Origin of the sequence: Bacteroides eggerthii (assembly GCF_025146565.1) — a bacterium.
GTDB lineage: Bacteria > Bacteroidota > Bacteroidia > Bacteroidales > Bacteroidaceae > Bacteroides > Bacteroides eggerthii.
In genome coordinates, this window is the sequence record NZ_CP102258.1 from 2,028,932 (window position 1) to 2,051,295 (window position 22,364).

Annotated in this window: 15 protein-coding genes; 10 read left to right on the forward strand and 5 right to left on the reverse strand. The window is 47.8% G+C overall.

The features are described 5' to 3' along the window. Positions 1-179: 179 nt before the first annotated feature. Complete coding sequence (locus NQ546_RS08260) at positions 180-2,864, forward strand: valine--tRNA ligase (RefSeq protein ID WP_004289651.1); 2,685 nt, start codon at positions 180-182, stop codon at positions 2,862-2,864. A gap of 169 nt (positions 2,865-3,033) precedes the next feature. Here NQ546_RS08260 and NQ546_RS08265 read toward each other — a convergent pair whose 3' ends face one another. The 5 genes from NQ546_RS08265 to lnb form a co-directional block, all read right to left on the reverse strand. Next, the gene (locus NQ546_RS08265) at positions 3,034-3,480 is read right to left on the reverse strand and encodes a hypothetical protein (RefSeq protein WP_004289652.1); all 447 of its coding nucleotides are present in this window, start codon (positions 3,478-3,480) and stop codon (positions 3,034-3,036) included. A gap of 67 nt (positions 3,481-3,547) precedes the next feature. Beyond that, positions 3,548-4,642, reverse strand: coding sequence for a DUF6340 family protein (locus NQ546_RS08270; RefSeq protein WP_004289653.1), 1,095 nt, complete (start codon positions 4,640-4,642; stop codon positions 3,548-3,550). A 126-nt stretch (positions 4,643-4,768) separates the two neighbouring features. Further along, on the reverse strand, positions 4,769-8,065 hold the full coding sequence (secA, locus tag NQ546_RS08275) for a preprotein translocase subunit SecA (protein ID WP_004289654.1): 3,297 nt from the start codon (positions 8,063-8,065) through the stop codon (positions 4,769-4,771). A 175-nt stretch (positions 8,066-8,240) separates the two neighbouring features. Continuing rightward, positions 8,241-9,809 (reverse strand): alkaline phosphatase family protein, encoded by a 1,569-nt coding sequence (locus tag NQ546_RS08280; protein WP_004289655.1) that lies wholly within the window; start codon positions 9,807-9,809, stop codon positions 8,241-8,243. Further along, positions 9,809-11,032: a lipoprotein N-acyltransferase Lnb gene (gene lnb / locus NQ546_RS08285; protein WP_004289656.1), complete on the reverse strand. Its 1,224-nt coding sequence runs from the start codon at positions 11,030-11,032 to the stop codon at positions 9,809-9,811. The genes NQ546_RS08280 and lnb overlap by 1 nt, the downstream gene beginning before the upstream one ends. A gap of 414 nt (positions 11,033-11,446) precedes the next feature. Here lnb and NQ546_RS08290 point away from each other — a divergent pair, with 414 nt between their 5' ends. The 9 genes from NQ546_RS08290 to pdxA all read left to right on the forward strand — a co-directional run bounded on the left by NQ546_RS08290 (position 11,447) and on the right by pdxA (position 22,364). Further along, the gene (locus NQ546_RS08290; protein WP_004289658.1) at positions 11,447-12,178 is read left to right on the forward strand and encodes a type III pantothenate kinase; all 732 of its coding nucleotides are present in this window, start codon (positions 11,447-11,449) and stop codon (positions 12,176-12,178) included. Continuing rightward, positions 12,165-13,427, forward strand: a complete 1,263-nt coding sequence (locus NQ546_RS08295) for a membrane protein (protein WP_004289659.1) — start codon at positions 12,165-12,167, stop codon at positions 13,425-13,427. Before NQ546_RS08290 ends, NQ546_RS08295 begins: the two co-directional genes overlap by 14 nt. 48 nt (positions 13,428-13,475) lie before the next feature. Further along, on the forward strand, positions 13,476-14,795 hold the full coding sequence (locus NQ546_RS08300) for a tetratricopeptide repeat protein (protein ID WP_004289660.1): 1,320 nt from the start codon (positions 13,476-13,478) through the stop codon (positions 14,793-14,795). Positions 14,796-14,799: 4 nt separating this feature from the next. After that, entirely contained in the window at positions 14,800-15,426 is a 627-nt protein-coding gene (gene lptC / locus NQ546_RS08305) for an LPS export ABC transporter periplasmic protein LptC (RefSeq protein WP_004289661.1), read from the forward strand. Between the two features lie 4 nt (positions 15,427-15,430). Next, positions 15,431-16,687 (forward strand): hemolysin family protein, encoded by a 1,257-nt coding sequence (locus NQ546_RS08310; RefSeq protein ID WP_004289662.1) that lies wholly within the window; start codon positions 15,431-15,433, stop codon positions 16,685-16,687. Between the two features lie 123 nt (positions 16,688-16,810). Continuing rightward, the gene (locus NQ546_RS08315; RefSeq protein WP_004289664.1) at positions 16,811-18,949 is read left to right on the forward strand and encodes a peptidylprolyl isomerase; all 2,139 of its coding nucleotides are present in this window, start codon (positions 16,811-16,813) and stop codon (positions 18,947-18,949) included. A 149-nt stretch (positions 18,950-19,098) separates the two neighbouring features. Further along, positions 19,099-20,136 carry a 23S rRNA (adenine(2503)-C(2))-methyltransferase RlmN gene (gene rlmN / locus NQ546_RS08320; RefSeq protein WP_004289665.1) on the forward strand — a complete coding sequence of 346 codons (1,038 nt, stop codon included), beginning with the start codon at positions 19,099-19,101 and terminating at the stop codon, positions 20,134-20,136. A gap of 69 nt (positions 20,137-20,205) precedes the next feature. Continuing rightward, positions 20,206-21,264 (forward strand): DUF4837 family protein, encoded by a 1,059-nt coding sequence (locus NQ546_RS08325; protein WP_004289666.1) that lies wholly within the window; start codon positions 20,206-20,208, stop codon positions 21,262-21,264. A gap of 2 nt (positions 21,265-21,266) precedes the next feature. After that, positions 21,267-22,364, forward strand: a complete 1,098-nt coding sequence (pdxA, locus tag NQ546_RS08330) for a 4-hydroxythreonine-4-phosphate dehydrogenase PdxA (RefSeq protein WP_004289667.1) — start codon at positions 21,267-21,269, stop codon at positions 22,362-22,364.

The following is a 22,364-nucleotide window of genomic DNA, read 5'->3' on the forward strand; positions in this document are numbered from 1 at the left end:
TTGGATTTTCAGTTTCATCTGTTGAAACCGGTGCGGCACTGCGTGCTTGTTCCGATAACTTCATATAAAATTATCATTTGTGAAGCAAAGGTATGTAATTCTTTTCATTGCTTTTGCCGTATAAAGCTATTAATTTATTAATTTTGCGCCCATTATAACAAAATATAGATTTTAGAAACATGGAATTAGCAAGTAAGTACAATCCCGCTGACGTAGAGGGAAAGTGGTACCAGTATTGGTTGGACCACAAATTATTCAGTTCTAAACCCGATGGTCGTGAGCCTTACACCATCGTCATTCCGCCCCCTAACGTCACCGGTGTGCTCCACATGGGACACATGCTTAATAATACCATTCAGGATATTCTTGTACGTCGCGCACGTATGGAAGGCAAGAACGCCTGCTGGGTTCCGGGTACGGACCACGCTTCCATTGCCACCGAAGCCAAGGTTGTGAACAAACTTGCCGCACAGGGTATCAAGAAAACGGATCTTACTCGTGATGAATTCCTGAAATACGCTTGGGAATGGACGGACGAACATGGCGGTATCATCCTGAAACAACTCCGCAAGCTGGGTGCTTCCTGCGACTGGGATCGTACTGCTTTTACCATGGACGAGAAGCGTAGCGAAAGCGTGCTCAAAGTATTTGTAGACCTCTACAATAAAGGCCTGATCTATCGTGGCGTACGCATGGTGAACTGGGATCCGAAGGCGCTCACCGCCCTCAGCGATGAAGAGGTTATCTACAAGGAAGAACATAGCAAACTGTATTATCTGAAATACTACGTTGCCGATGATGACATGTCCGGTGAGACGGGGGCCGAAGGTGAAGTGGTTCATCGTGATGCTTCCGGCAGGCGTTATGCCGTAGTGGCTACTACGCGTCCCGAAACAATCATGGGTGATACGGCGATGTGCATTAACCCCGCCGACCCGAAGAACCAATGGTTGAAGGGCAAGAAAGTGATTGTGCCGCTGGTGAACCGGGTTATCCCCGTTATACAGGACGATTATGTGGATGTAGAGTTCGGTACGGGCTGTCTGAAGGTAACTCCCGCGCACGACGTAAATGACTATATGCTGGGCGAGAAATACAACCTGCCTGCCATCGACATCTTCAATGACAACGGAACATTGAGCGAAGCTGCCGGACTCTATGTCGGTATGGACCGTTTTGATGTACGCGAGCAGATAGAAAAGGATTTGCAGCATGCCGGACTGTTGGAAAAGGTGGAGGCCTATACCAACAAGGTCGGCTTCTCCGAGCGTACCAATGTGGCAATCGAGCCGAAGCTCTCCATGCAGTGGTTCCTCAAGATGCAGCACTTTGCCGACATGGCTTTGCCGCCGGTGATGAACGATGACCTGAAATTCTACCCTGCCAAATACAAGAATACCTATAAGAACTGGCTGGAGAACATCAAGGACTGGTGCATCAGCCGCCAGTTGTGGTGGGGACACCGTATTCCTGCCTATTTCCTGCCGGAAGGTGGATATGTGGTGGCAGCCACTCCCGAAGAGGCATTGAAGCTGGCACAGGAGAAGACGGGAAATCCTGCTCTTAAAGCGGAAGATCTGCGTCAGGACGAGGACTGCCTCGACACATGGTTTTCTTCCTGGCTGTGGCCCATCTCTCTGTTCGACGGCATCCTGAATCCGGGCAACGAGGAAATCAACTATTATTATCCCACCAGCGACCTTGTGACCGGACCGGACATTATCTTCTTTTGGGTGGCGCGCATGATTATGGCGGGCTATGAATACGAAGGCAAGATGCCGTTCAAGAATGTTTACTTCACCGGTATCGTACGCGACAAACTGGGACGCAAGATGTCCAAGTCGCTCGGCAATTCACCCGACCCGCTGGATCTGATAGACCGTTACGGCGCCGACGGTGTGCGTATGGGTATGATGCTTTCGGCTCCCGCCGGCAACGACATCCTCTTTGACGATGCGCTTTGTGAACAGGGACGTAACTTCAACAACAAAATATGGAATGCTTTCCGTCTGATCAAGGGTTGGGAAGTAAGTGCCGAAGTGCCCATGCCGGAAGCTGCCGGACTGGCAATGCGCTGGTTTGAGTCCAAACAGAATGCCGTAGCTGCCGAAGTGGCGGACTTGTTTGGCAAGTATCGTTTGAGTGAAGCGTTAATGGCAGTGTACAAGCTCTTCTGGGACGAGTTCTCTTCCTGGTATCTGGAGATGATCAAGCCTGCTTATGGCCAGCCCATCAACAAAAAGGTGTACGAAACGACTATCGGCTTCTTCGATAACCTGTTGCATCTGCTGCATCCGTTCATGCCGTTCATCACCGAGGAACTGTGGCAGCATATCTTCGACCGTAAAGACGGGGAGAGCCTTATGGTGAGTCCTATTTCCATGTCAACGGAAGTTGATGAAGCCTTTGTGCAGCAGTTCGAGGTGGTGAAAGAGGTCATCAGTAATGTACGCTCTATCCGCCTGCAGAAGAACATTGCCCAGAAGGAGGCATTGGAGTTGCAGGTTGTCGGCGAAAATCCGGTGGCTGCTTTCGACGCCGTCATCGTGAAGATGTGCAACCTCTCTGCCATAAGCGTGGTTGAGGCGAAAGCCGACGGTGCTGCCGCCTTCATGGTGGGTACAACGGAATATGCCGTTCCTTTGGGTAACATGATTGATGTGGAAGCCGAAATAGCCCGTATGGAAGCCGAACTGAAACATAAGGAGGGTTTCTTGCAGGGAGTCTTGAAGAAGCTGAGCAACGAGAAGTTCGTGAACAATGCTCCGGCTGCCGTTATTGAAATGGAACGCAAGAAACAGGCGGATGCGGAGAGCATCATCAACTCATTGAAAGAAAGCATTGCCGCTTTGAAAAAGGCGTAAGCGGTATTTCCGATAGGTGACTATATTATCTTACAGCAAATCCCCCTATAAATCTTTAATTGTTTATAGGGGGATTATAGTTTGATATACTCTATTGTTTAACAAGGATTCACATTGTAAGGCAATGTATAGTTACCTTCCGATTATGGTCTTTGGCAACTCCGACTGCCTATTTCTCCAATAAGTCTTTCAGAAAAGCGTCCAACTCTTCATCCAGTCCTTTCAGCAATTCTTCGTTTACCAGCAGGGTGTCGTCGTCCAGCAGCAGGAGTTCGGCTATGGTCTCTTTGTCATCATCCACCAGCACGAAGGAGAAAGGCTTCATGATAGTCAGCTTGTCAAAGGTATCCTTGCTCTTCATATTGCAGAGCAGGTTGCTCAGGATGCGTTCTATGTTCTCATAGAAGTCATCGCCTTCATAAGTCATCCATTCTTCGATAACGGTGCTGGAAAGCTCCCTGTCGTCATCATCGAAAATGCAGAATTCGCCCGAACTTTGGTTTGCTTGCAGATGAATATCCGTAACGATTGTTTGTTCGCAACCGCAAGTGTACTTGCCGATTGCCTGTTTAATGGTTTCTTCGAGGAGAGATAATGCCGGTTGACTGAGTTTCATAATTGCTTTTCTTTACTAAATGGATGTTCAAAGGTATAAAAAAAACAGTTACATTTACTGTATTTGACTAAAAATCATTATTAAATCGTTGCATTTGCATGTTTAGGCGTGCCAAGCCTTCTTCACGTTCTTTTAATTCGGTGACGTAAAGGGTTGTGAGGACGTAGTTGGGGAGGTCTGCCTGGGTCAGGTGAGTCAAATCTTTTTTGTCTACGCCGTCCACAATGCGTGCTTCGGTTTGTGCTTTCAAAGCCCAGCCGACAGCAGTGGTGATGCTGTCCAGCATCTCGTAGCCGACAGCCAGATTATAGGCAGCCTGCATCTTTTTCTTCCCTTTTTTGGTGGCGTAGGTCTGCTTCCACAAGTCGATGGCGGTTTCCCATTGCTTCTCCCTGACATATACGGCGGCATCGCGCATATTCACCGAACCGCCGCAGAAGAGGTATCGGCTGGCTGTTTTCCAATAGGGCAACAGCTTCTTTACGGGGATGGTTCCGGCAAATTCAGAGGCTTGTTTTATCACGTCTTCTTCGCTGATGAGGTGGGACTGTACGAAAGGCCCGTTTCCGGCTTCCTCCCAGAAGATGCTGTCTTTACTGTTGACGGTCACCATAGGTGTGCCGCGATTGGGCAGATAGACACTGACGGTGGGATAGACTTTGGCGTCCACCGTTCCGTAGTAGACACCCCAGTCGCGCATATACTTTATTTTGCGGGTGGTGTGTATCTGCACGTTTTCCAGTGCGATGAGGAAATCTACGTCCAGATTATCCACCAGCCGGTTCACTTCTTCCTGTGATAGCATTGCCTCTCGCGGAGTGATGTCGCCGGTGCGCAGGGCAGAGTCGCAGATTATCACTTCGTTGAAGTAGTTCTCATCAGCAAGCGCTTCGGCAAGTGTTTCGGTGGCAATGGTGGCATTGCCGTTGTAATAGTCCACCTTCCGGGCTATTTCAAAGTCGTCTTTCTTCTTCTCTTTGGCGAGGATAGGCTTGTTTTCCGGAACTGCGGGCATGTTGTTGACGACGCCCACCCGCTTCAGGCTTGGCGGGAAACTGACATCCGCCGGTAGCATATAGTCGATAGCGAGATATTCAACGCTTTGGCAGCCTGCCAAAAGTAGCAAACAAGACAATAACAGATAATGATAGTATTTAGCCATAGCCTTTATTCTTTGTTCTGAAAACAAAAGTAATCTTTTACTTGAATAAATAAAAGCCCCGAACAGTTTTTAACCGTTCGAGGCTTTTGTTAGTGATTAGTGAACCGCTAATCACTATTCCGCTATTTACGCATTTTTCCCATGGCAATTCTTATACTTCTTGCCGCTTCCGCAAGGACAGGGATCGTTGCGTCCCACTGTCTTTTCTGCGCGGATAGGTTCACGTTTCTGCTGTTCGCGTGTGTCATGCTGGGCGGCAGCCTGTTGGTTGGGATCGCTCAGGTCTTGCTTTTGTTCGCGATACTTGCTGAGGTCCTGACGTTGTTCGGGGGCGGCCTGACGAACCTCCTGCGGTTCCTGTACCGGGATTTGTCCGCGCATCAGGATGGAGACTGTCTGGTTGTTTATCTTGTCTACCATCGTGTCGAACAGGTTCACAGACTCCAGCTTGTAAATCAGCAGCGGGTCTTTCTGTTCGTAGCTGGCATTCTGTACGGAATGTTTCAGATCGTCCAGCTCGCGCAGGTTTTCTTTCCATGCCTCGTCGATGACGTGTAGCAGGATCGACTTCTCAAATGATTTCACCACTTCCTTACATTCGCTTTCATAGGCCGCTTTCAGGTTGCAGGAGATGTTATACATGCGCTTGCCGTCGGTGATAGGTATCAGAATGTTTTCGTACATATGTCCCTGATTTTCGTAGACCTGCTTGATGACCGGATAAGCGATTTGCGCCATACGTTCGGTCTTGCGCTTGAAGAGCTCCATAGCGGCGTCGAAGGCCTTGTCGGCAAGTTTCTCTTTTTTCTCGTTGCGGAATTCCTCTTCAGTGAACGGAGTTTCCATGGCAAGGGTCTGGAGCAGGTCCATTTTGCAGTCTTCATAAGTAGGAGCCTCGATGGCATTGGCGCAACGGTCCCAAATCATGTTCACAATATCCATGCCGATACGTTCGCCCATTAAAGCGTGGCGGCGTTTGGTGTAGACTACGGTACGCTGCTTGTTCATCACGTCGTCATATTCCAACAAACGTTTACGGATGCCGAAGTTGTTTTCTTCCACTTTCTTCTGTGCGCGTTCGATGGATTTGGAGATCATGCTGTGCTCAATCATCTCACCTTCCTTGAAGCCGAGCCTGTCCATTACGCCGGCGATACGGTCGGAGGAGAACAGACGCATCAGGTCGTCTTCCAGAGATACGAAGAATACGGATGAACCGGGGTCACCCTGACGTCCGGCACGACCACGCAACTGGCGGTCTACGCGACGCGATTCGTGGCGTTCCGTACCGATAATGGCAAGACCGCCCGCAGCTTTCACTTCCGGGCTCAGCTTGATGTCCGTACCACGACCTGCCATGTTGGTGGCAATGGTTACGGCGCAGCTCAAACCGGCTTTGGCCACGATGTCGGCTTCCTTCTGGTGCAGCTTTGCGTTCAAAACGTTGTGCTCAATCTTACGCATGGTCAGCATTTTGCTCAGCATTTCGGAGATCTCTACGGAGGTGGTACCTACCAGCACAGGGCGGCCGGCTTCTACCATTTTCTCGATTTCTTCGATGACGGCTTTATACTTTTCGCGTTTGGTCTTGTAAACGCGGTCATTCATGTCATTGCGGGCAATGGGGCGGTTTGTCGGGATAACGACTACGTCCAGCTTGTAGATGTCCCAAAGTTCACCTGCTTCCGTTTCGGCAGTACCGGTCATACCGGACAGCTTGTGATACATACGGAAGTAGTTCTGCAAAGTAATTGTTGCAAAAGTCTGTGTGGCGGCTTCCACTTTCACGCCTTCTTTGGCTTCAATAGCCTGGTGCAGACCGTCGGAATAGCGGCGGCCTTCCATGATACGTCCCGTCTGCTCGTCTACAATTTTTACCTGTCCGTCGATTACCACATATTCGTCGTCTTTCTCGAACATGGTGTAGGCCTTCAGCAACTGGTTGATGGTGTGTACACGCTCGCTCTTGATGGCGAAGTTCGTCATCAGGGCATCTTTCTTGGCAAGGCGTTCTTCGTCCGTCAGTTCCTTTTCGTTCTCCAGTTCGGAGAGTTGGGCGGTGATGTCGGGGAGTACGAAGAATGTGGGGTCTTCGGAGTTACCGCTAATCAGGTCTACGCCTTTGTCGGTCAGGTCTACGCTGTTCAGTTTTTCATCAATCACGAAATACAGCGGGTCGGTGACCTCGTGCATGCGTTTGTTGTTCTGTTCCATGTAGATCTCCTCGGTCTTGAGCATACCGGCTTTGATGCCCTGCTCGCTGAGGAACTTAATCAATGCCTTGTTCTTCGGCAAGCACTTGTGGCTGCGGTAGAGGGCAAGGAAACCTTCTTCCTGTTCTTTCTTGTCGTTCGATGCTATCAGGCGCTTGGCGTCGGCAAGATATTGCGTGGCCAGTTTCTTCTGCGCTTCCACCAGACGTTCCACTTGCGGGCGGAGCTGCTCGAAGAGCTGGTCGTCGCCTTTGGGAACCGGGCCGGAGATAATCAGCGGGGTACGGGCATCGTCAATCAATACAGAGTCCACTTCATCGACGATTGCGTAATTGTGCTGGCGCTGTACGAGGTCTTTCGGGCTGATAGCCATATTGTCGCGCAGGTAGTCGAAACCAAATTCATTGTTCGTACCGAAAGTGATGTCCGCAAGATAAGCTTGGCGGCGTGCGTCGGAGTTGGGTTGATGCCTGTCGATGCAGTCCACGCTCAAACCATGGAACATATAGAGCGGGCCCATCCATTCGGAGTCACGTTTTGCCAGATAGTCGTTGACGGTTACCACATGTACGCCGTTTCCGGTCAGTGCGTTGAGGAATACCGGCAGGGTGGCAACCAATGTCTTACCTTCACCGGTTGCCATTTCGGCAATCTTGCCTTTGTGCAATACCACACCGCCAAACAGCTGCACATCGTAGTGCACCATGTTCCATAGCGTGTCGTTGCCGCCGGCCACCCAGTGGTTCTGGTAAATGGCTTTGTCACCTTCGATGCGTACAAAGTCTTTGGTAGCGGCGAGATGGCGGTCGAACTCCGTAGCGGTCACTACGATCTCCTCATTTTCGGAGAAGCGTTTGGCCGTCTCTTTTACGATGGAGAAGGCAACGGGCAAAACCTCGTCCAGTGCCTTTTCGTAAGTATCCAGAATCTCTTTTTCTATTTTGTCTATTTGAGCAAAGAGTTCCTCACGTTCTTCCAGCTCTGTGTTTTCAACGCTTGCTTTCAGCTCTTCCACTTTGGCGCGTTGTTCTGCTGCCGAGTTGCGGATGTATGCCTTCAGTTCTTCGGTTTTAGCGCGCAGGGCGTCATTGTCCAATGCGACTATTTCCGGATAGGCGGCTTTTACTTTGTCTACCCATGGCTTTATTTCCTTCATGTCGCGAGTAGCCTTATTTCCGAAAATCGAGCTTAAAAATTCATTAAATCCCATTATGTATTTGTTTTTATTATTATTATCTAAGTTTATTATGGTGCGCAAAGTTACTGATTTTGCAACAGATAACGTAACGTTACACTGATTATTTTAAGGAATCTCCACAGAGGGCGCAGGGGCTCATGGAGTTCTTCGTTTTTATGTGCGCTTTGCAACGAATCTTTATCAGTTATCAGTAAGTGAGTGGTGTGGCTGTGCACGCATTGGGAGCGCGGATGCGCATCGCATTTGACAGGGTGGGAGCAATGCGGTCTGTTGCGACCGGTGTACGGATGATTTCCGGTTTTACTCCTTTGCCGAGTAGGATGAGGGGAGCAGGTATGGCGGCAGCGCGCACCACGCGGTTGTCATTGCTGTTTTTCTGCATGACGGTCCAGCCCGGCAGCACTTCAATGATCAGGTCGCCGGAACGGTGGCGGTGGAAGCCGTTGCGTATGCGGTCTATTTGCGGTGACCAGGAGCCCAAAAGCAGGTGGTAAGCGGAATATACTTTGTTCACCCCGCTGAATTGCACCAGAAATTCCGCTGACTTTTCCTGTACCTCGGAAAGGCTTAACTGCTTCTCCTCTATTAATTTATGATTGAGATATATCTGTTGGTTATAAAATCCTTCCACGTATTGCCCTTCGCCATAAGTGGCCATTAGATACATGTTCAGCAAAGTGGCGCAACGGTTCAGGTGAAATTCTCCGCCGGGAATACGGTAGATGCCTATGTCGGCTCCGTCCGGGTCGGTATATCCGGTGGATGCAATGCACAGCAGTACGTTTTGCAGGCCTACTTTACGCTCCAGTATGTCCAGCAGGTTGGCAATGCTCCGGTCTAAGCGGGCGTAGGTGTCTTGCATTTCCATAGCACACTCTTGTGTGCTGCGGTGGTTGTAGTTGCCGGCATAATAGGTCACCGCAAGCAGGTCGGTTATCTCATCCTTGCCGATGTTGCTTTTGTCCAGCAGATCTTCTGTCACGCGGTTTACTTCGTCGTTGATGAGCGGGCTGGTGATCAGCCGGCGGAATTTGTTATCCTTCTCTATCTCAAACTTGTACTTGAAAGGGATAGTGCGCCATTCGGGCAGGAAGGTATAGCTTGTGATGGGGTGGAGGGGATTCCACTCCATTTCTTTGATGCGGAAGTCGGGTGACTGCTGTTCGTTGTATTGGCTCAGCCACCAGGGATACTCACCGTAGTAAGTTGTTCCGCACCATTTTCCGGTTGTGTGGTTCAGCCAGAAGGCGCCGTTCCCGCTGTGTCCTGCTGAAAGGACGGCAGCGTCGCGGAAAGGGGCGATGGCATAGACCAGTGCGGCATTTTTAGTGGCTATTTTAAGCTCATCGGCAAAGGTGGAGGTCAGAAGTTGCGTAGGGGCTGTGTTCTGGTCGGTGTAGTTGCCCATAAAGGCCGAATCATCCACACAGTTTTTCGGGCGCAAGGTTTTCGGATCAAACCAGCGTTCGGCTATGATGCCGTTCATGGATGGTGTGGTGCCTGTATAGAGGGCGGCCATGGCTGAGGCGCGGTCGGTGACGTTGAATGAATATTCCATCTGTCGGAATACTTTCCCTTCCCGTAGCAGCCGTTTAAATCCTCTTTCCCCATAGAGCGAAGAGAACGCTTCCATATAGTCCGTACGCAGTTGATCGATTGTCAGTGTCACCACCAGCTTGGGTGAAGGTGGCATCGGCTGGGCTTGCAGGCTGCCGAATGTCAGTGCGAGTATGGAAGTTATCAGTCCTTTCTTCATTATTTCTTATCGTATGTGAGAATTAGGTTGCTCGCAGAACGTATCAGCAAACAAAGTGCCAAAGGTAATACAGCTGACGGAAATCTTTGCGGTATTATGAGCCAAAGCAATATAAAAAGTGTTAAAACCAGGAAGTTCGCCAGCATATAACGGCTTCTTCTCCTTTTTCGCACCCTGTTCAGCATGCATGGCAGGCAGAGGAGGTGGAGAGGATGGAACACAAACAGCAGATAGTTGGGGCTGACGGCCGGGTGCTGGGAGAACAGGACGAGGAATGTCAGGATGCATCCCGCCATTCCTGCGGCAAAGAACAGCACGAGGTCTATTCCCCAAAGCGTTTTCTTTCGGCGTATGCCGTAGAGGGTGGCGGCTGCGGTCAGTATAAACAGCAACAAGGCGGCCTGCAACGGGGTGAATCCTTCGGACGGCTGTCCCGTCTCTTCCATTCCGGTTGTTATGATTTTCTCTTCGTTCAGTACCAGGGGGCGCACTTGCTTGTCGCTGCCGATGATCCGGGCTGTGTTGAAGTAATCCTGCACGTAGAACGGGACGAACATCATCAGTCTGCGGCTGATGGGCTTGTCGGCTTGGCTGCCCATGCACAAATCCATGCCGAAACGTGACCATGGATGGCCTTTGCTGTATTTGTGCAATAGGTCGCGGAAAGAGGTTCCGGTGTTTGTGTCGGTCATGTTGTCGGCATATTGCAGTGTGCCGTCAATGGATTTTTCTATTAAGTCGCGCGGACGTGTGGCGCAGTTGTCGTAGAAGAAGTTGTAGCGGTACACCCGGTTTTCGGGACGGTAGTTCTCTTCAAGCAGGGCGACCAACTTCTTTTTTTCCGCCGGGGTGAGGTTCAGTTCTTGCTGCCAGACATCGCGCTCCAAATAATAATATTCCGCCGCGAAGCGTTCATAATCGCCAGCTCCCAGTTGGTAGTCCGTTTCACCTAAAGCGAAACGGAGGATGAAGTTTGGTGCATTGAAATTGAATATGCCGTAATTGAATACGGCGTCGATGCCGCGTGTGTAGTTCTCGTATCGTATGGCGGTATGTCCGAAAAGGGAATATATCTCCTCTCCCGAAGCGCATGTCAGCAGGCTGATGCGTATGGAATCCGCCGTAGGGGAGGCCTTTGCTGCTCGTTCCGTATGTGCGGTGGCGGTGGAGGAGCAAGGCAGGCAGGTCAATAGGGATAATAAAAAGACTAAATACTGTTTCATGGATGCAAATTTACGGAAAATCTTCGGAATAAGCGGTTGAAGCGCGGAAAAAGGCGGAATGTTTTTTTTCTTCGGAGGATCAGCGGATATGCTCGGAACTTATGCGGTTTTCTTCCGGTGGAGGAATAAAACTGTTGTTATTTTAGAATCCCGGCATTCCCGAAAAAACAAAAAAACAAAGGAAATAGACCTGTATCTATTTTGGTATATCTTTTTATATTGGTTTCACAAACTGTTTCACCTGCTGTTTCAGCCTTGCTTGTAATGCGCTGGCTGATAGAACGTAAACTGTTTCATTTGCTGTTTCATAAACTGTTTCACTTTTATGTAATTATTTATGATTAAAATACCCTGTATTATCTTGGATTATGCGAAATTAAAGTGCTACCTTTGCACCGCTTAAAAAAACATGGAATGAATCTTGTAATTGATATAGGCAATACCATAGCAAAGATAGCGGTGTTTCGGGACGGAAGTATTGTAGAGATATTCTACGACTCCAATCAAACCCTTGAGCAACTACCGGATATCTGTGCAAAATATCCGATTGATAAAGCGATTGTCGCCACTGTTATTGATTTGGGCGAACGGGTGCTGGCGCAGTTGGCACACCTGCCTGTTCCGCTGTTGTGGCTGGACGAAAAAACACCGCTTCCGGTGGAGAACCTTTACGAGACGCCCCAAACACTTGGGTACGACCGCATGGCGGCTGTTGTGGGAGCCAATGAACAATTTCCCGGAAAAGATATTCTGGTGGTAGATGCCGGAACCTGCATCACTTACGAGTTTATTGATGCTGCCGGACGCTATCATGGCGGAAACATTTCGCCGGGCGTGCAAATGCGCTTCAAGGCGCTCCATGAGTTCACCGGACGGCTTCCGCAGGTTGTTCGGGAAGGGCGCCGGCTGCCGTTGGGCAAGGACACCGATACGGCAATGCGTGAAGGTGTACTGAAAGGTATGGAATATGAAATTTCGGGTTACATAACGACTATGAAACATAAATATCCTGAACTTTTGGTTTTTTTAACGGGCGGTGATGATTTTTCTTTTGATACAAACTTAAAAAGTATCATCTTTGCAGACAGATTTTTAGTGTTGAAAGGATTAAATAGAATTTTAAACTATAATAATGATAGGATATAGACAAACACTCTTGGTGTTCTTGCTCATGATGTTGTCCGGAGCGACAATCGCTCAAAATAATACGAATTCTCCCTATACACGATACGGATACGGGCAATTGGCAGACCAAGGTTCGGGTAATAGCAAAGCCATGGGTGGTGTTGCATACGGATTACGGGATAAATATCAGGTGAATTTCGCGAATCCGGCGTCCTATACGGCGATAGACTCGCTTACATTTATTTTTGACGGCGGCATCTCTTTGCAAAACACGAATTTCAGCAATGGTACGGTGAAGCAAAATGCCAAAAACTCCAGTTTCGACTACATTACAATGCAATTTCGCTTGAGTAAGTGGGCGGCTATGAGTTTGGGATTGTTGCCTTATTCAAATGTAGGGTATAGCATGACGGAATACCGGGAAGATCCGGACTATCCTTCCCAGTCCAGCGCGTTGCAATATTATGGGGACGGCGGATTGCACCAATTATATTTAGGAGCCGGATTTAAAATATTGAAAAACCTTTCCGTCGGTGCGAACATTTCGTACCTTTGGGGGGATATAACACACACAAGAGCGATGACATTTCCGGGCAATTCGTCCACTTTGCCATTGACTACGGTGACGGGTACGTCCATACAAAGCTATAAACTGGACATCGGTGCGCAATATACGCAGGCGTTCGGCAAGAAGCATGAAGCTACACTGGGCGTTGTGTTTTCACCGGGGCATGATCTGGGCAACGACTCGAATGTGCAGGACCAGTTGGGAGACAGCAATACGGGCGCTACAATAAACAGCAGGGATACGGTTGCCACTTTCGGCAGCCCGATGAGTTTGGGTGTAGGTCTTAGCTATGTGTACGACAATCGTCTGACGATAGGGGCGGACTTCACTTTCCAGAAATGGAGTTCGGTTACATATATGAATACGAAGAATGCTTTCTGCAACCGTACGAAGATAGCGTTAGGCGCCGAATTCCTTCCGAATCCTATGGGAAGAAGCTATCTGGCGCATGTGAAATATCGTTTGGGAGCCTATTATTCCCAACCCTATTACAAAATAGACGGTGTGCGTGCCGCCGACGAATATGGAGTGACTGCCGGCTTCGGGCTTCCTATTCCGCGTACGCGTTCAGTGTTGAGTCTTTCGGCTCAGTATGTAAGAACCAAAGGTAAAACCGCCGCATTCCTGAATGAAAATACATTGCGTGTATGTGTAGGGGTGACCTTTAACGAGCGCTGGTTCTTCAAACGGAAAGTCGATTAATGTCCGGATGATGAGAATAGACAATATAACAACTAAAAATTAAATACAATGAAAATTAAAACGCTTGTCGCTGTTTTGCTCCTTTCGGGTGGAGTGACCAGTACTTTCGCACAAAGTGATTGTAATGCCAATAGTAGTATTTCGCATGAAGCGGTAAGAGCAAAGAACTATAAAGACGCTTATGCTCCTTGTATGGCTGTCCTGAAAGATTGCCCGACGCTGAGATATTACACTTATACCGATGCGCAAAAAATCCTTGTAGGCTTGATGAGCCAGATTAAGGATCGTAACTCTGCAGAGTATAAGAAACTTTTCGATGAGTTGATGACTGTGCATGATCAGAAAATGAAGTATATTCCTGAGTTCGCAACAAAAATGAAAGGCGTGCCGAGTGTGGCTTCTGCTTTAGGTACGAAAGCGGTGGATTATCTGCAATATGCCCCGGCTCCGGATGTGAACCAGGCTTATGCATGGCTGAAAGAGTCTGCGGAAACAGCGAAAGGTGAATCGGACGGTGCTGTGCTGCACTATTTCATTGATGTGTCCATGCAGAAGGTGAAAGCCAACACTAACCATACGGACCAATTCTTCCAAGATTATATCAATGCTTCACAATATGCCGACGATGCAATTGCCGCTGAAAACAATCCTAAGAAAAAGGCTGTCCTGCAAACCATAAAGGATAATCTGGTAGCTATGTTCGTGAATAGCGGCGTGGCCGATTGCGAATCTTTGCAGAATATTTATGGCCCGAAAGTCGAAGAAAACAAATCCGACTCTGCTTTCTTGAAGAAGACTATCACCATCCTGAAGATGATGAAGTGTAATGAAAGCGAAGCATACTTCAAGGCTTCCGATTATCTGTATCGCGTCAATCCGAGTGCCGATGCTGCGGTAGGTGTGGCATATATGTACTACAAGAAAGGCGATTATGATACTGCTGTGAAGTATTTCGATGAAGCATTGGGCATGGAAACAGACAATGCGAAGAAAGCTGAAATGGCTTATGCTACCGCTGCTGCTTTGTGGCAGGCCAAGAAACTGTCTCAGGCAAGAACTTATGCCCAAAAGGCTATCAGCTTTAACGAAAACTATGGCGAGCCCTATATCCTGTTGGCGCAAATGTACGGTTCAAGCCCCAACTGGAGCGATGAGCCTGCTTTGAACAGATGTACTTACTTTGTAGTCATCGACAAATTGCAGCGTGCCAAAGCCGTAGACCCAAGCGTTACGGATAAAGTGAATGAACTGATCAGAACATACGCCGCCCATACTCCGCAGGCTAAGGACCTCTTCATGCTGGGTTACAAGGCAGGTGACCGCATCACGATTGGCGGTTGGATCGGTGAGTCTACAACCATCAGATAAGAATATGTCGCTACAACCCAACGTTGTCGGACATAAGAATATGAGCATAACCATTGCCCTTGGGGTAATGGTTATGCTTCTTTTATTTTCTTCCTGTTCCGGACGGAAAAAAGATATGGGAGCTGCCATTACCGAGCGTGATTCGTTACCGGTTATGGACACCAAAGGAGTGACGACGCTGATTTCCGATTCGGGTATTACCCGCTATCGCGTCAATACGGCGGAGTGGTTGATCTATGACCGTAAGAACCCGCCTTACTGGGCGTTCGAGAAGGGTATCTATCTGGAAAAGTTCGACTCTGTGTTTCATACGGAGGCCAGCATCAAGGCGGATACGGCTTATTACTATAATAAGAAAGAACTGTGGAAGCTTATGGGAAATGTACATGTGCAAAATCTGAAAGGTGAGAAGTTTGATACGGAGTTGCTGTACTGGGACCAGAATAAAAAGCGTGTGTATTCCGACAGGAGGGTGCGCATAGAACAGCCCGACCAGGTAATCTACGCCATTGGTTTCGAATCGAATGAACAATTAACAAAATATCGTTTTTTCAAGACAGAGGGAATCTTTTATGTGGACGAGGATAGCGCCGCACCTTCTGATACGTTGAGAACGGACAGCATCAGATGATATAATGGATACTATTATTTATTTGTTGATAACCATGGCTTTCTCGGCCTTCTTTTCGGGTATGGAGATTGCTTTTGTTTCCGTAGATAAGTTGCGCTTTGAAATGGAGCGTAAGCCGGGCGTTACGTCGAGCATCCTTTCCTGCTTCTTCCGTAATCCTAATAACTTTATTTCCACCATGTTGGTGGGGAATAATATCGCGCTGGTTATCTACGGTATCCTTATGGCGCAGATTATCGAGGTGAACTTGCTGGCAGGTGTCATTGACAATCATTTCATTATGGTTCTGGTGCAGACCATCCTGTCCACGCTCGTTATCCTTGTGACGGGTGAGTTTCTTCCCAAGACCCTGTTCAAAATCAATCCGAATTTGGCGCTGCGAGTATTTTCAGTTCCCCTGTTTGTTTGTTACGTCGTCTTGTTTCCCATTTCCAAGCTCTCTTCCGGACTGTCTTATGTTTTTCTGCGGCTGTTTGGCATGAAGATAAATAAGGAAGCGTCCGAGAAGGCTTTCGGCAAGGTGGATTTGGATTATTTTGTACAGTCGGGCATAGAGAATGCTGCGAATGAAGAGGAGCTGGACGCGGAAGTGAAGATCTTTCAGAATGCACTCGACTTTTCCAACATAAAGATACGCGATTGCATCGTTCCCCGTACGGAGATAGTGGCGGTGGATGTGACCGCCTCGCTTGAGGAGCTGAAAAGCCTGTTTGTGGAATCGGGCATTTCAAAGATAATCGTGTATGACGGAAACATAGATAATGTGATCGGCTATATCCATTCGTCCGAGATGTTCAGAAATCCGGCGGACTGGAGAAACAATGTGAAGGAAGTACCCATTGTGCCCGAAACGATGGCAGCGCATAAGCTGATGAAACTCTTTATGCAGCAAAAAAAGACGATTGCCGTTGTTGTGGACGAATTCGGCGGCACATCCGGCATCGTTTCTTTGGAGGATCTGGTGGAAGAGATATTCGGAGATATCGAGGACGAGCACGATAACACCTCTTATATCTGTAAACAGATCGGTGAGAATGAATATGTCTTGTCCGCGCGTCTTGAAATAGAAAAAGTGAACGAAACTTTCAATCTTGAACTTCCGGAATCGGACGAATATCTTACGATAGGCGGATTGATTCTGAATCGTTACCAGAGTTTTCCGAAACTGCATGAAGTGGTCACTATTGACGAATATCAATTTAAGATAATAAAGGTGACAGCCACTAAAATAGAGCTGGTACGGTTGAAAGTCGCGGAATAATTTCGTTTCAGCGTAAATTTTTAAAGAATAAATAGATGCGTATTAGCATTTTTTGTATCTTCGTGCGCTAAAATGAACTTTGGAAAGAAAATAATAATAAACAAATAATTCATATTAACAAAAATGGCAACATTACAAAACATTCGGTCTAAAGGGCCCTTATTGGTGATTGTTATTGGTTTGGCGCTGTTTGCTTTCATCGCGGGAGACGCGTGGAAAGTACTTCAGCCGCACCAGTCACAAGATGTAGGTGAAGTGAACGGGGAAACAATTTCCGCTCAGGATTTTCAGGCATTGGTAGAGGAATATACGGAAGTAGTGAAATTCTCCAGCGGCATGAACGCTCTGAGTGATGAGCAAACAAACCAGATCAAAGACGAAGTATGGAGAGCATACGTAAACAATAAATTGATTGAGAACGAAGCTGAAAAGTTGGGCTTGACTGTCTCTAAGGCAGAGCTTCAGGCTATTATCGATGCCGGTGCACATCCGATGCTGCAACAAACACCGTTCCGTAACCCGCAAACCGGTGCTTTCGACAAGGATATGCTGAAGAAGTTCCTGGTGGACTATTCTAAGATGAATAAGGCTCAGATGCCGGCTCAATATGCAGAATACTACGAGTCTATGTATAACTTCTGGGCTTTCGTTGAAAAGTCGCTTATCCAGGCACGTCTGCAAGAAAAATACCAGGCTTTGATCACGAAATCATTGTTCTCCAACCCTGTTGAGGCTGAAGATGCTTTCAATGCACGTGTAGATCAGTCCGACTTGTTGTTGGCCGCTGTTCCTTACTCTTCTATCGTGGACTCTACAATCGTCATCAAGGAATCCGATTTGAAAGAAGCATACGACAAGAAGAAAGAACAGTTCAGACAGTATGTGGAAACCCGTAACATTAAGTATATCGACGTACAGGTTACCGCAAGTCCGGAAGATAAAGCCGATATCCAGAAAGAAGTGGAAGAATATACGGCACAGTTAGGAGAGACTTCTTCCGATTATGCAAACTTCATCCGTTCAACCGGTTCTACCCAGCAGTATACCGATCTGTATTATACCGACAAAGCATTGCCGGCTGATGTTGTTGCCCGTCTGGATTCAGTGAAAGTCGGCGAGGTTTATGGCCCTTACTACAATGCGTCGGACAATACGATCAACTCTTTCAAGAAACTGGCTACTGCCGCTATGGCAGACTCCATCCAGTTCCGTCAGATTCAGATTACAGCTGGAGATGATGCCAAGACCAAGACTTTGGCTGACAGCGTTTATAACGCTATCAAGGGTGGTGCTGACTTTGCAGAAATAGCTAAGAAGTATGGCCAGACAGGTGAGCCTACCTGGATTTCTTCCGCTAATTACGAAGGAGCCCAGATTGACGGTGATAACTTGAAGTATATTGCAGCCGTTACTTCTTTAGGACAGAACGAACTGGCTAACCTCGCTTTGGGACAGGCAAACGTTATTCTGCAGGTAATGAGCAAGAAGGCTGTAAAGGATAAATACAAAGTGGCTGTTATCAAGCGTCCGGTTGAATTCAGCAAGGAAACTTATAGCAAGGCATACAATGATTTCAGCCAATTCATTGCTGCTAATAATACATTAGAGAAACTGGCTGCCAATGCGGAAGATGCCGGTTACAGACTGTTGGATAGAACAGACTTGTATAGCTCGGAACATGCTATCGGTGGTGTAAAAGGTACAAAAGAGGCCTTGAGATGGGCGTTTACGGCAAAAGCCGGTGAAGTGTCCGGATTGTATGAATGTGGCGAAAGCGACCACATGATGGTAGTGGCTGTTACAGGCATTGCTCCGGAAGGCTACCGCCCGTTGTCTATGGTTAAAGAACAGCTGAGAAGCGAAATCCTCCGCGACAAGAAAGCCGAGAAGATCATGGCGGATATGAAGGCTGCCGGTGCAACTTCTTTCGATCAGTATAAGAATATGGCAAATGCTGTCAGCGACTCTGTAAAACACGTCACTTTTGCAGCTCCGGCTTATGTTCCGGTATTGCGCAGCAGTGAGCCGTTGGTAGGCGCTTATGCTTCAACTGCCGAGTTGAACAAATTGAGCGCACCTATTAAGGGTAACGGCGGTGTATTTGTTCTCCAGCCCTATGCCAAGGAAAAGTTGAGCGAGACTTACGATCAGAAAACAGAGGAGACCACCCTGGAGAATATGCACGCACGCATGGCAGGGCAGTTCATCAATGACCTGTATCTGAAAGCAGAGGTAAAAGACAACCGTTATCTGTATTTCTAAGAAAACAGTATAAACTTACAATACTTGGAAAGCCGTTCGATAAATGTCGAACGGCTTTTTTTCATTTGTGCAACTTTATTCATACCTTTGCAAATGGTAATTTATCCGGCGGATGGATTATCGTTTTTATCGTAAATATATAATTTAGAATGAAACAACCTCTTTTAGGTCTTACATTAACCGAACTTCAGGCAGTAGTGAAGAATCTGGGGATGCCCGGATTTGCTGCTAAACAGATTGCTTCGTGGCTATACGGCAAGAAAGTAGCTTCCATAGATGAAATGACGAATCTGTCGTTGAAACACCGGGACCTGCTGAAAGATATATATGAAGTGGGAGGTGAAGCGCCGGTGGATGCCATGCGGTCGGTGGACGGTACGGTGAAGTACCTCTATCGCGTAGGAGAAGGGCATTATGTGGAAGCTGTCTACATTCCGGAAGAGGACAGGGCTACGCTGTGTGTATCTTCTCAAGTTGGCTGCAAGATGAATTGCAAGTTTTGCATGACAGGTAAGCAAGGATTTACCGGCAACTTGACTGCCGGTCAGATTATCAATCAGATAAACTCTCTGCCCGAACGCGACAAGCTGACCAATGTGGTTATGATGGGCATGGGAGAGCCTTTGGACAACCTCGATGAGGTGCTGAAAGCATTGGAGGTGATGACCGCATCCTACGGTTACGGTTGGAGTCCGAAACGGGTCACACTTTCTTCCGTAGGGCTTCGTAAAGGCTTGCAACGCTTCGTTGAAGAGTCGGACTGCCATTTGGCAATCAGCCTGCACTCCCCGGTTCCCCAGCAACGGCGTGAACTGATGCCTGCGGAAAAGGCTTTTTCCATTACCGAGATTGTAGAACTGTTAAGAAACTATGATTTTAGCAAACAACGCAGACTATCTTTCGAGTATATTGTTTTTAAAGGAGTGAACGATTCATTGCTGTATGCCAAAGAATTGTTGAAGTTGTTGCGCGGCTTGGATTGCCGCATTAATCTGATCCGTTTCCATGCTATTCCGGGAGTGGATCTGGAAGGAGCCGATATGGAGACCATGACAGCGCTTCGCGATTATCTGACATCACATGGATTATTTACTACCATTCGTGCTTCTCGCGGTGAAGATATATTTGCTGCATGCGGTATGCTTTCAACGGCCAAACAAGAGGGGAATAAAGAAGAATTAATATAAATTATTAACTTTGACGTCAAGCTTATATGGCTTTTTCGTAGCTTTGTAAAAACTAAAATACATGGATATATGAAGAGACACCTGTTTTATTTAAGTATGGCCCTGGTACTCGCGCTGTTCTCAGCGTGCGGTAATGGCAAGAAGGGTGTGTTTACTCCGACATCAAGTGGCCGGGCGTATGAAATTCTGGTAGTGGTTGATCAGGGACTGTGGGAACGTCCTGCCGGTCGCGCACTTTATGATGTGCTTGATTCCGATGTACCGGGATTGCCGCAGTCGGAACGTTCATTCCGCATTATGTACACTTCTCCCTCCAACTATGATGCCACCTTGAAGCTGATCCGTAATATTATCATCGTCGAGGTGAACAAGGATTTGTACACGCAGCCCAAATTCAAATATGCAAAGAATGTATATGCTGCTCCGCAGTCTATTCTGACTATTCAGGCGCCGGACGAGGAATCTTTTGAAAAGTTTGTGGAAGAAAACAAACAGGTGATTATAGATTTCTTTACTCGTGCCGAGATGAACCGCCAAATTTCAGTGCTGGAGAATAAACACAGTGACTATGCTTCTACAAAAGTGAAGAGCATGTTCGACTGTGACGTGTGGATACCCGGTGAACTGACCGCAAGCAAGCAGGGGGAAAACTTCTTTTGGGCAGGAACGAATGCGGCTACCGGTGATCAGAACTTTGTCATCTATTCTTATCCTTATACAGACAAGGATACATTTACGAAGGAGTACTTCGTGCATAAGCGGGACTCTGTGATGAAAATCAACATTCCCGGTGCGAGCGAGGGCATGTACATGGAAACGGACTCGCTGATGACGGATGTGCGCCCTATCAGTGTGCAGGGTGAATATGCTTTGGAAGCCCGCGGCCTGTGGCGTGTGAAGGGTGACTATATGGGTGGTCCGTATGTGTCTCATGTCCGTTTGGATAAGGCTAATCAGCGCATTATCGTATCTGAAATATTTGTATACTCGCCCGATAAGATGAAACGTAACCTGGTGCGCCAGATGGAAGCGTCATTATACACGCTCAAATTGCCGGGAAGCAAACAGGAAGGAAACGAAATGCCTTTGGCTATAACAAAAAAAGATTCTATTAAAACAGAAAAATAAGAATGGAAGATAACAAAATAAGAATCGGCATAACTCAAGGAGATATAAACGGAGTGGGATATGAAGTGATTTTAAAGACCTTCTCGGATCCCACAATGCTGGAGTTATGCACTCCGATTATTTACGGTTCGCCCAAGGTGGCTGCCTATCATCGCAAATCACTGGACTTGCCGACGAATTTCAGTATTGTAAATTCTGCGTCCGAGGCTGCGCCGAATCGTTTGAGTGTTGTGAACTGTACGGATGATGAAGTGAAGGTTGAGTTCTCCAAACCCGACCCTGAGGCTGGCAAGGCCGCACTTGGCGCTTTGGAGAAAGCGATTGAGGAATACAAGGCAGGACTGATTGACGTTATTGTCACTGCTCCTATCAACAAACATACCATACAGTCGGAAGAGTTTTCTTTCCCCGGCCATACGGAGTATATTGAAGAGAAGCTGGGCAATGGCGGGAAGGCTTTGATGATTCTGATGAAAGACGATTTCCGGGTGGCATTGGTGACCGGGCATATTCCTGTAAGGGAGATTGCATCGACGCTTACCAAGGAACTGATACAGGAGAAGCTGGCGATCTTCAACCGCTCGTTGAAGCAGGACTTTGGCATAGGAGCGCCGCGCATTGCCGTACTTTCTCTGAATCCGCATGCCGGTGACGACGGTCTGTTGGGGACGGAGGAACAGGAGATAATTATTCCCGCCATTAAAGAACTGGCTGAAAAAGGCATGTTGTGTTACGGCCCTTATCCTGCCGACGGCTTTATGGGTTCCGGTAACTTTACCCATTTTGACGGTGTATTGGCAATGTATCACGACCAGGGACTCGCTCCATTCAAGGCATTGGCTATGGACGAAGGTGTGAACTATACTGCAGGACTTCCCGTAGTACGTACTTCTCCTGCGCATGGTACGGCCTACGATATTGCCGGAAAAGGACTTGCCTCTGAAGACTCGTTCCGCCAGGCTGTCTACGTGGCAATCGACGTGTTCCGTAACCGCCTGCGTGAAAAGGAGGCACATGCCAATCCTCTGCGGAAACAGTATTACGAGAGACGTGACGACAGTGATAAACTGAAACTCGATAGTGTAGAAGAAGATTTGTAG

Bases quoted from the DNA above. Each gene is read 5' to 3' on its own strand.
- NQ546_RS08280 (WP_004289655.1), bottom strand. From the start codon at position 9,809: ATGAAGAAAGGACTGATAACTTCCATACTCGCACTGACATTCGGCAGC.
- lnb (WP_004289656.1), bottom strand. From the start codon at position 11,032: ATGAAACAGTATTTAGTCTTTTTATTATCCCTATTGACCTGCCTGCCT.
- NQ546_RS08315 (WP_004289664.1), top strand. From the start codon at position 16,811: ATGGCAACATTACAAAACATTCGGTCTAAAGGGCCCTTATTGGTGATT.
- NQ546_RS08290 (WP_004289658.1), top strand. From the start codon at position 11,447: ATGAATCTTGTAATTGATATAGGCAATACCATAGCAAAGATAGCGGTG.
- NQ546_RS08300 (WP_004289660.1), top strand. From the start codon at position 13,476: ATGAAAATTAAAACGCTTGTCGCTGTTTTGCTCCTTTCGGGTGGAGTG.
- lptC (WP_004289661.1), top strand. From the start codon at position 14,800: ATGTCGCTACAACCCAACGTTGTCGGACATAAGAATATGAGCATAACC.
- NQ546_RS08265 (WP_004289652.1), bottom strand. From the start codon at position 3,480: ATGAAACTCAGTCAACCGGCATTATCTCTCCTCGAAGAAACCATTAAA.
- NQ546_RS08295 (WP_004289659.1), top strand. From the start codon at position 12,165: ATGATAGGATATAGACAAACACTCTTGGTGTTCTTGCTCATGATGTTG.
- NQ546_RS08325 (WP_004289666.1), top strand. From the start codon at position 20,206: ATGAAGAGACACCTGTTTTATTTAAGTATGGCCCTGGTACTCGCGCTG.
- NQ546_RS08310 (WP_004289662.1), top strand. From the start codon at position 15,431: ATGGATACTATTATTTATTTGTTGATAACCATGGCTTTCTCGGCCTTC.
- secA (WP_004289654.1), bottom strand. From the start codon at position 8,065: ATGGGATTTAATGAATTTTTAAGCTCGATTTTCGGAAATAAGGCTACT.
- NQ546_RS08260 (WP_004289651.1), top strand. From the start codon at position 180: ATGGAATTAGCAAGTAAGTACAATCCCGCTGACGTAGAGGGAAAGTGG.
- rlmN (WP_004289665.1), top strand. From the start codon at position 19,099: ATGAAACAACCTCTTTTAGGTCTTACATTAACCGAACTTCAGGCAGTA.
- pdxA (WP_004289667.1), top strand. From the start codon at position 21,267: ATGGAAGATAACAAAATAAGAATCGGCATAACTCAAGGAGATATAAAC.
- NQ546_RS08270 (WP_004289653.1), bottom strand. From the start codon at position 4,642: ATGGCTAAATACTATCATTATCTGTTATTGTCTTGTTTGCTACTTTTG.